Raw genomic sequence first — 8,675 nt, 5'->3', positions numbered from 1 at the left:
AACTCCCGCAGTCGGGGGGTCGAGGACGGGCCCCGTGCCGACGGCGTCGCGTCAGTGCACCCAGCCCGCGTAGCGCTGGACGAAGCGCTGACCGGTGTGGGCGGTCACGACGACGTCGTAGCGGCCCTGCTTGTCCAGCGGCCAGGTCAGGTTGGCCTGCTTGCCGGGCCTGACCCAGACGGTCTGCGCGGTGCCCGCGAAGTCGTTGGGCGCGGCGGTGAAGGCCACGTCGGTCATCCCGTCGTTGGCCACCTGGAGGGTGAGCTTCGAGTTGCCGTGCAGGTCGGCGGTGACGATCGGCACGCCGATGTCGTTCTGGCCGTCCTGCCCGTCGCGGACCACGGTGCCGGCGAACCGGCGGACGAAGCCGTCCGGGCCGTGAACGGTGAAGTCGTAGCGCCCGCTGGTGGCGGCGGCGTCCCAGACGTACCGGGCGGTGGTGCCGGGGGCGACGGTGTACGGGGTGCCGGCGAACGGGAGCAGGATGTTCGGGTAGACGGTGTACGGGAAGGCCACCGAGCCGTCGTTGCTCATCGTGCAGGTGACCTTGCCGGTCTTCCGGTCCACCTCGACGTCGGCCCATGGCTGGTACGGGAGCGGGCGGTGCGGGCGCTCGCCGCGCTCCTGGACCGGCATCGCCTGGGCACCGACCGGTGGCAGCGCGACGCCGGGCAGCCGGGTGCCCGCGTCGGCCCTGGCCATCAGGGCCTTGGTGTCGGGCAGCGCCGGGACGGAGTGCTCCGGGGCGGCGAAGTCGAAGCAGCTGGTGAGGTCGCCGCAGACGGCCCGGCGCCAGGCCGAGATGTTGGGCTCGGCCACCCCGGTGACCAGCTCCATGAAGCGCAGCACCGAGGTGTGGTCGAAGACCTGGGAGTTGACCCAGCCGCCGCGCGACCACGGCGAGATGACCCAGAGCGGCACCCGGTTGCCGAGGCCGATGGCCCGTCCCTGGGTGAACTCCTCGGGGGTGCCGGGCTCGGGAGTGGGCGGGACGACGTGGTCGAAGTAGCCGTCGTTCTCGTCGTACATCACCAGGAAGACGGTGTGCCGCCAGACCTCCGGGTTGGACATCAGCGACTGCAGGGCCTGGTCGACCCAGTGCGCCCCGTAGGCCGGGCCGGCCTCCGGGTGCTCGGAGAACAGGTAGGGCGCGACCAGCCAGGAGACGGTCGGCAGGGTGCCGTCCTTGCAGTGGCGGTCGAAGTCGGTGGGGTCGAACTTGGTCATCGCGTTGATGTAACGCGGGTCGTCGTGCGGGAAGTTGTGGAACTGCTTGAAGTAGGAGAGCGCGTTGTCGTCGTAGTCGCCGGTGCGGTCGTCCTTGCTGGGGTTGTGGTAGACGCGCCAGGTGACGCCGGCCGCCTCCAGGCGCTCGGCGTAGGTGGTCCAGTCGGCGACGGGGTTGTCGGTGACCGGGGTGTTGTCGATCCACGGGCCGGTGGTGCCGTCGCGGCCGGGGCCGGCGGTGCCGGTCCACAGGTAGAGCCGGTTGGGGTCGGTCGGGCCGGCCAGCGAGGTGAAGTAGGCGTCGCAGACGGTGAACGCGTCGGCCAGGGCGTACTGGTAGGGGATGTCGTCCCGGGTGAAGTAGCCCATGGTGCGCTCGCCCTTGGCGGCGATCCACTTGTTCATCGCACCGTTGTTGATGGCCTGGTGGCCGGTGGCCCAGTCGTGCGGGAGGCCGCCGGCGTTCTGCGCGTTGTACTTGGCGGTGTCCATGCGGTACGGCAGCATCACACCGCCGTCGCTGCGCCGGCTGTCGGGCTGGCGGAAGACGTCGGTGCCGTCCGGGAACTGGAGCGCCTGCTTGTCGCCGAAGCCGCGGACGCCGGCCAGGGTGCCGAAGTAGTGGTCGAAGGAACGGTTCTCCTGCATCAGGACGACGACGTGCTTGACGTCCTTGATGGTGCCGGTGAGCGGCGTGCCGGGCCTGGCACCGGCGGCGGGGGCCGGGGCGGCAGCCGCCTGGGCGGCCGTCAGGCCGGTCAGGGCGGTGGCGCCGGCGGCCGCGGTGGCGCCGACGAAGGTGCGGCGGGAGAGTTCGGACATGACGAACTGGCCTCTCGGAGCTGGAGGTTGGGGAGCCGGTGCGCTCAGAGCTGGAAGGTGGCGACTGCGGCGGCGGTGTCGGAGGGCCACTCGTTGGCGGCGTAGCCGGGCTCGGGCTGCGGCCAGTCGGCGACCAGGGTGTGCGCCTCGACCAGCTTCAGCGGGCCCGCGTACTGGACGTAGTCGATGCGGTCCTGCGGCTCGGGGCGGTCGCCGCGCCGCTTGCGGGTGGGCGACCACGTGGCGCCCGGGGCCTTGACCGGGTCGCGGTTCTCCTCGCGGAAGGTGTCGGTCAGTCCGGCGGCCTGGAGCGCCACGGTGACCGGCCAGGCGAGCGCGCCGACCCCCTGGTGGGCGGCGGCGGTGGCGGCCGTCCAGTCCCGGTGCGAGGGCGAGGAGAGCGCGCCGGCCAGCACCACCGGGGTGTGCCGGGCGATGTCCGAACGGACGGCGGCGGCCAACGCCTTCGCCTGCTTCAGCCGCAGCGAGCCGTTCTCGGCGGCCTCCACCTCGGCGGCGGTCCGGCCGTCCTGGACGGCGTAGGGGCCGTAGTCCGCCTCGTCCAGGTGCGCGGCCCAGAAGCGGACGCTGCGACCGCCCGGGAGCCGCACGGTGGCCGCGGCGGCGGGCAGCTCCGTGGTCGGCGGGGTGACGTCGGTGAGCGGGTGGCGGCTGAGGATGCCGACGCTGCCCGGGCTCTGGTAGGCGTACCAGCCGAGGGCGTCGGCCAGGGTCTTGGCCCGCTCCCCCGCGGTCTCCTGGAGGGCGAGCACGTCCAGGCCCTGGGCGAGGACCACCCGCAGCTGCTTCTCCAGCGCGTCGGTGTGGGCCGAGCCCGCGTCGTGCAGGTTCCAGCTGGCGGCCTTGAGGCGCAGCGTGGCGGCCGGGTCCGCCATCGGGACGAGGACGGTGACGGTGTCGGTGGCACCCCCACTGTCCTTGACACCGACGACCACCGGCTCGGGGTTCCTGCCGGGGGTGGCGGGGGCGATGCCGGTGAGCGTGCCGTCGGCACCGACCGAGGCCCACGCCGGGCCGCCGACCTTGCGGTAGGTGGCGGAGCCGGCCGGGTTGCCGGCCGGGCGGGACCAGAGGCCGCCGAGCCTGACCGTCACGGCGGCACCCGGGGCGACGGGCGTGGCCGTGAACGCGTCGACGGCGGCGTGCGGACGGACGACGGCGGGCTTGGGGCGGAAGCTGAACGGCTCGGTCCGGGCGAGGATGCCGTAGCCGTCCTTGGCGAGCAGGTAGGCGGTGTACGGGCCGCCGGTCAGCGCGGAGGTGTCGAGCTGGACGTCGCCCGAGGTGCCCGGGGTGTACTTCCACAGCAGCGAGCCGCCGTTGCCGGGCCGGCGGTCGCCGTCGTAGATGCCGACCCAGTTCTTGGCGTCGGGGGCGTCGGTGGTCCAGTGGAAGGTGAGCCGGTCGCCTTCGGTGGGGTTGGGGGAGGAACTGAGCGTCAGGGCGCTGCCTGCGGCCACGGTTGTCCTGTCCGCCGCCCGGGCCCGGGGCCGCCGGGGGACGGCGCGCCGGTGCCGGGTACGGCTGGTCACGGAGGCTGGGAGAAGGAGAGCGCACACAGTTGGCTGTACAACTGCGGGCGGCCCTCATTCACCCGAAGACCGGCGACCGACGCGTGAACGGCGCATGACGGAGCGTCGGGCGGTACGGGAACTTCCGCAGGCACCTGCACGGGAACCTCCACGGGCACGCGACGGGGCCGTGGCGGAGGAATCCGCCACGGCCCCCGTCGCGTGCCCGCGATCCCGAGGGGAGTGCCGCCGATCAGGCCAGGGCCAGGAAGAGCTTCTCCAGCTCGGCCTCGCTCATCGGCGGGGCGTCCTCGCCGGCGGCGGCCATGCACTGGCGCATGCCGCTCGCGACGATCTTGAACCCGGCCCGGTCGAGGGCGCGCGAGACGGCGGCGAGCTGGGTGACCACGTCCTTGCAGTCCCGGCCCGCCTCGATCATCGCGATCACTCCCGCCAACTGGCCCTGCGCACGGCGCAGCCGGTTCAGGACCGCGCCGACCGCCTCCTCGTCCACCTGCATGTCGGGCCGCCTTTCACATCGACTGTCGATGGACAAGTGTACCCGGCGGGGTATTCATTCCCGGGTGGCGAGAGCCGTGCCCGGCCCGGCTGCTCCCTGGCGCAGGTCAGCGGTGGCCGGGCACGGCTCAGCGGCGGGCCAGGCGGCGCTCCCCGCCCGCGCCGGTCTCGTACGGGAGCCCGTAGTGCGCGAACACGGCGGGCTCGTCCTCGGCGGGCAGCACGTCGTCGGTACCGATCGACGGGGCCTGCTTGACCTGGTTGCGCGGGTACACCACCCGGAGGTAGTCCGGTCCGGCCACCGCCCCGTCCAGCGGGACGAACACCAGGCGGCGGCGCCGCGCGAAACCGACCGTGACGGTGGCGAAGAACGGCTCGTCGCTGGCCGTCTCCACGTAGACCGACTCCAGCGAACCGATGCGGCGGCTCTTCTCGTCGACCACGGCGTGGCCGCGCCACTCCCGGATGTCCGCCATGGCGATTCCCATGACCCGACCTCCCGTCCCCGGCTGTTCCACTGCCCGGATCTCCCATCCTGCGCCGGGAGCGGCGCGAACGCGCGGCGAGGCCACCACCTCCCCGGCCCGACGAAAGGGACATACGGGGGTGACCCGACCAACCGGCACCAGGGCCGTGACCTGGGCTTTAGGCTGTCCGCCGGCAGGGCCGCGAGTGGAGCGGTCAGTGGTGTCCGGGCGGAGGAGACGGCAGCGGTGGGATACGAGAACATGTGGGAGTCCGGCAACGCCGGGGTCTCGGCCGACCTGCGGCCCGACGTGCCGCACCCGGCCCGGATGTACGACTACTACCTGGGCGGGAAGGACAACTTCCCCGCCGACCGCGCAGCCGCCGAAAAGGCGCTCGCCGCCAACCCGGAGTTCCGCTCCACCGCCCGCGCCAACCGCGGCTTCCTCACCCGTGCGGTGCGGTGCGTCGCCGGCCTCGGCATCGACCAGTTCCTCGACATCGGCACCGGCATCCCGACGGCCGGCAACACCCACGAGATCGCCCAGGCGGCCAGACCGGGCGCGCGGGTCGTCTACGTGGACAACGACCCGATCGTGCTCAGCCACGCGCGCGCCCTGATGGCCGGCTCGGGCCCCGGCCGCACCACCGTCATCCAGGCCGACCTCCGCGAGCCCGCCGCCCTGCTGGACGCCGTCCGGGCGGTGGAACTGCTCGACTTCTCCCGCCCGGTCGGACTCGTCCTCGCCGCCGTCCTCCACTTCCTGCGGGACGAGGACGAGCCCTACCAGGCCCTCGCCACCCTGCTGGACACCCTGCCCTCCGGCAGCCACCTGGTCCTCTCGCACGGCACCGCCGACTTCATCCCGGCCGAGATCCGCGACCGGGTCACCGGCGTCTACGACAAGGCCACCGCGCCCCTCGTCGGCCGGTCCTGCGACGAGGTCCGCGCCTTCTTCGACGGCCTCGACCTCCTCGACCCCGGCGTGACCACCGTCCCGCTCTGGCGCCCCGACGCCGACCCCGCCCCCGGCGCCGACCGCGTCAGCATGTACGGCGCCGTGGCCCGCAAGCCCTGACCGCGGCTGCGGGGACCCTGCCCGCCGGTCACCGGTCGTCGGGGCACCGGTCGTTCCGGGTCACGCAGGTCGCAGGACCAGGACCGGCCGATCGGCGGCGGCCAGGACGGCGCCGCGCACCCGGTCCTGGTAGGTGTCCGGCTACTCCTGAGTGGTCGGGCAGCCTGCCGAGTGGGCGAGCGGGCCGGCAGCCGTCCTGACACCGCCGGATTCCGCACAGCGGTCGGGACCGCCTTGAGCGGAGCGGGCCGTTCGATGAAGGATGGGCCGTTCGAGCACGTCAGTTACGGCGGTTCCGGGGAGAGCCGCGTGATCGGGGAGGCCGTATGATCATCGCCCGCGAGGTGGAGTTCGACCGCGACGAGGTGTTCGAGCTGTACGACGCGGTGGAGTGGGAGGGCTACACCAGCGACGTCGACAAGCTGATGCGCGGCCTGGCCAACTCCCACCTGGTCGTGACCGCCCGCGACGAGTCGGGAGAACTGCTCGGGCTGGCCCGTACCATCTCGGACGACGAGGCGGTCTGCTACGTCCAGGACGTGCTGGTGCATCCGCGCCACCACCGCAAGGGCGTGGGCCGCGCGCTGATGGAGCACCTGATGGACCGCTACGCGCACTGCCGGTTCTTCCTGCTCTCCACCGACCACGAGTCCACCCCGGAGGGCGTGCGGAACCACGCTTTCTACCGCTCGCTGGGCTTCCTCTCCTACGAGGAGAAGGAGATGTCCGCCTTCGGCCTTCCCCGGGTCCGCCCGCTGCGCCCGGGCGCGGAGCGGGCCGGCGGCTGACCCGGTCGCGCCCGTGGCGTGCTCAGGCCGGGCGGCCGGGCGGGACCAGGCCGGTCTGGTAGGCGATGGCGACGAGCTGGGCGCGGTCGCGGGCGTCCAGCTTGGACATCGCCCGGTGGACGTGGGTGCGGACGGTGAAGGGGCTGACGAACATCCGTTCCGCGATCTCCTCGTTGGTGAGGCCGGTGGCGGCCATCGACATCACCTCGCGCTCGCGGGCGGTGAGGACGGACAGCCGCTCGCTCGTGGGTGCGGCGGACGCAGGGCCGGGCTGGGCGAGGAACTGGTCGATGACGGCCCGGGTGGCGGCGGGCGAGAGCAGTGCCTCGCCCGCCGCGACGGTCCGGACGGCGGCGAGCAGCTCCTTCGGGTCGGCGCCCTTGCCGAGGAAACCGCCGGCGCCCGCGCGCAGCGCCTGGGCCACGTACTCGTCTATCTCGAAGGTGGTGAGGATGAGCACCCGGGTGCCGGACAGCTCCTCGTCGCCGCAGATCTCGGCGGTGGCGCCCAGGCCGTCGGTGCCGGGCATCCGGATGTCCATCAGCACGATGTCGGGCTTGGTGGCCCGGGCGAGCGCGACGGCCTCCCGGCCGTCGGCGGCCTCGCCGACCACCTCCATGTCCTCCTCCGCCTCGATCAGCAGGCGGAAGGCACCGCGCAGCAGGGCCTGGTCGTCGGCGAGCAGTACCCGGATGGTCATGCGTGGTCCCTGTCCTCTCGGACCGCGCCGTCCGCTCGGGTGGCGCCGTCCTGTCCTTCGGCTGGTGTCGGGCGATCGGTACGGGCGGTGCGCGCGAGCCGGGCAGCCCGGGCGACGTCGGCGGTGGTGAGGGCACCCACGGCCTCGGGGCCGTCGTCGCGGACGCCGGTGCGCAGCGGGAGCTCGGCGGTGACCAGGAAGCCGCCGTCGGGCCGCCGGTCGGCACTGAGCCGGCCACCGACCGCGCCGGCCCGCTCGCGCATGCCGATCAGACCGAAGCCGCCCTCGCTCGGCGGGTGCTGGGGCAGGGGGACGGCACGGCGGCGACCGCTCGCGGTCGGGCGGCCGTTGGCGACGCTGACCGCGACCCGGCTGCCGCTGTAGGCCAGGGTGATCTCGGCGTCGGCACCGTGGGCGTGCTTGGCCACGTTGGTCAGCGACTCCTGGACGATCCGGAAGGCGGTGAGGTCCACGCCGGGCGACAGCAGGCGGGCCTCGCCCTCGACGGTGAGCCGGACCGGCAGGCCGGCCCGCTCGAAGGTGTTGATCAGCTCGGGCAGCCGGTCGAGGCCGGGGGTGGGTTCGAGCGGGGCGGGTTCCTCGGCGCGACGCAGCAGGCCGACAGTGGCGCGCAGTTCCTGGAGGGCCGAGCCGGTGGCGTCGGTGATGTGGCTGAGCACCTCGCGGGCCTGGACGGGGTGGCTGTCCATGAGGTGGACGGCGATGCCGGCCTGGGCGTTGGCGAGGGCGATGTGGTGGGCGACCACATCGTGGAGGTCGCGGGCGATCCTGACCCGCTCGTCGGCGACCCGTCGGCGGGCCTCCTCCTCGCGGGTGCGCTCGGCGCGTTCGGCGCGTTCCTCGATGGCCGTGAGGTGGGCGCGCCGGTTGCGGATGGAGTCGCCGAGGGCGCCGGGCAGCAGGGCCCAGGCGAGGACGCCGATCCGTTCGCCGATCGGGCCGCTCGGGCCGAACAGCAGGGCGATCCCGGTGAGCAGGACGGCGGTGACGATCGAGGCGCGCAGCGCGGTGGCGCGGTCGGTGCGGACGGCGAGGAAGTAGAGCGCGAGCAGCAGCGGGGTGGCCAGCATCGGGGTGAGCCGGGGGCTGACCAGGGCGAGCACCATGGTGCACAGCAGTGTGACGGCGACTACCGCGCGCGGGTGACGGCGATGGGCGAACACCGAGACGGCGGAGGCCAATGCGATGACACCGGTGACCGGGTCGAGTCCGGTGAAGCGGCCGCCGGTCTGGTCGACGGTGGCGCCGAGGCCGGTGGCCGTGATCAGGGCCACGCCTCCGGCCGCGTCGAGCAGCCGCGGGTGCTCGCGGCGCAGGCGCTGCCAGGTGTCGCTCATGGTCGTGATCTCCGGGTCGGGGGCCCTCGCCGCGCCCTCGCCGGGCAGCGCCGGCTCGTGCGCGCCGACCCTGGTGGGGGCGGGCCGGCCGGGCCGGAGGCCTCCGCGTGGGCGGCGGCCTCCGACAGCAACGGTAACGGTTGGGCTCGAAACGGTGTCCGAGCCGGCCGGTGACGGACCTGGCC

General features: G+C 73.6%; 8 protein-coding genes. 2 read left to right on the top strand and 6 right to left on the bottom strand.

What is annotated here, in order from left to right:
• Positions 1-51: 51 nt before the first annotated feature.
• From ACFU7Y_RS33720 to ACFU7Y_RS33705, 4 genes are all read right to left on the bottom strand, one after another.
• On the bottom strand, positions 52-2,049 hold the full coding sequence (locus tag ACFU7Y_RS33720; RefSeq protein WP_380770645.1) for a phosphocholine-specific phospholipase C: 1,998 nt from the start codon (positions 2,047-2,049) through the stop codon (positions 52-54).
• A gap of 44 nt (positions 2,050-2,093) precedes the next feature.
• On the bottom strand, positions 2,094-3,530 hold the full coding sequence (locus tag ACFU7Y_RS33715; RefSeq protein WP_380770644.1) for an endonuclease/exonuclease/phosphatase family protein: 1,437 nt from the start codon (positions 3,528-3,530) through the stop codon (positions 2,094-2,096).
• A gap of 304 nt (positions 3,531-3,834) precedes the next feature.
• A complete protein-coding gene (locus ACFU7Y_RS33710; RefSeq protein WP_224283709.1) occupies positions 3,835-4,101 on the bottom strand; it encodes a metal-sensitive transcriptional regulator in 267 nt (88 codons plus the stop codon).
• A gap of 127 nt (positions 4,102-4,228) precedes the next feature.
• Positions 4,229-4,588: a PRC-barrel domain-containing protein gene (locus tag ACFU7Y_RS33705; RefSeq protein WP_380770643.1), complete on the bottom strand. Its 360-nt coding sequence runs from the start codon at positions 4,586-4,588 to the stop codon at positions 4,229-4,231.
• Positions 4,589-4,828: 240 nt separating this feature from the next.
• Between ACFU7Y_RS33705 and ACFU7Y_RS33700 the strand changes: the two genes are divergently transcribed.
• Positions 4,829-5,644 (top strand): SAM-dependent methyltransferase, encoded by an 816-nt coding sequence (locus ACFU7Y_RS33700; RefSeq protein ID WP_224283713.1) that lies wholly within the window; start codon positions 4,829-4,831, stop codon positions 5,642-5,644.
• Between the two features lie 326 nt (positions 5,645-5,970).
• Positions 5,971-6,432: a GNAT family N-acetyltransferase gene (locus ACFU7Y_RS33695; RefSeq protein ID WP_224283711.1), complete on the top strand. Its 462-nt coding sequence runs from the start codon at positions 5,971-5,973 to the stop codon at positions 6,430-6,432.
• A 22-nt stretch (positions 6,433-6,454) separates the two neighbouring features.
• Here ACFU7Y_RS33695 and ACFU7Y_RS33690 read toward each other — a convergent pair whose 3' ends face one another.
• Positions 6,455-7,132: a response regulator gene (locus tag ACFU7Y_RS33690; RefSeq protein WP_380770642.1), complete on the bottom strand. Its 678-nt coding sequence runs from the start codon at positions 7,130-7,132 to the stop codon at positions 6,455-6,457.
• Positions 7,129-8,490: a sensor histidine kinase gene (locus tag ACFU7Y_RS33685; RefSeq protein ID WP_224283714.1), complete on the bottom strand. Its 1,362-nt coding sequence runs from the start codon at positions 8,488-8,490 to the stop codon at positions 7,129-7,131. Before ACFU7Y_RS33685 ends, ACFU7Y_RS33690 begins: the two co-directional genes overlap by 4 nt.
• Positions 8,491-8,675: the final 185 nt, after the last annotated feature.

The sequence above is a fragment of the Kitasatospora sp. NPDC057542 genome (assembly GCF_042801945.1).
Lineage (GTDB): Bacteria > Actinomycetota > Actinomycetes > Streptomycetales > Streptomycetaceae > Kitasatospora.
Note: the sequence above shows the minus strand (reverse complement) of the source record. Positions and strands in the feature narration are given on the sequence as shown.

Bases quoted from the DNA above. Each gene is read 5' to 3' on its own strand.
- ACFU7Y_RS33700 (WP_224283713.1), top strand. From the start codon at position 4,829: ATGTGGGAGTCCGGCAACGCCGGGGTCTCGGCCGACCTGCGGCCCGAC.
- ACFU7Y_RS33695 (WP_224283711.1), top strand. From the start codon at position 5,971: ATGATCATCGCCCGCGAGGTGGAGTTCGACCGCGACGAGGTGTTCGAG.
- ACFU7Y_RS33685 (WP_224283714.1), bottom strand. From the start codon at position 8,490: ATGAGCGACACCTGGCAGCGCCTGCGCCGCGAGCACCCGCGGCTGCTC.
- ACFU7Y_RS33720 (WP_380770645.1), bottom strand. From the start codon at position 2,049: ATGTCCGAACTCTCCCGCCGCACCTTCGTCGGCGCCACCGCGGCCGCC.
- ACFU7Y_RS33705 (WP_380770643.1), bottom strand. From the start codon at position 4,588: ATGGGAATCGCCATGGCGGACATCCGGGAGTGGCGCGGCCACGCCGTG.
- ACFU7Y_RS33710 (WP_224283709.1), bottom strand. From the start codon at position 4,101: ATGCAGGTGGACGAGGAGGCGGTCGGCGCGGTCCTGAACCGGCTGCGC.
- ACFU7Y_RS33690 (WP_380770642.1), bottom strand. From the start codon at position 7,132: ATGACCATCCGGGTACTGCTCGCCGACGACCAGGCCCTGCTGCGCGGT.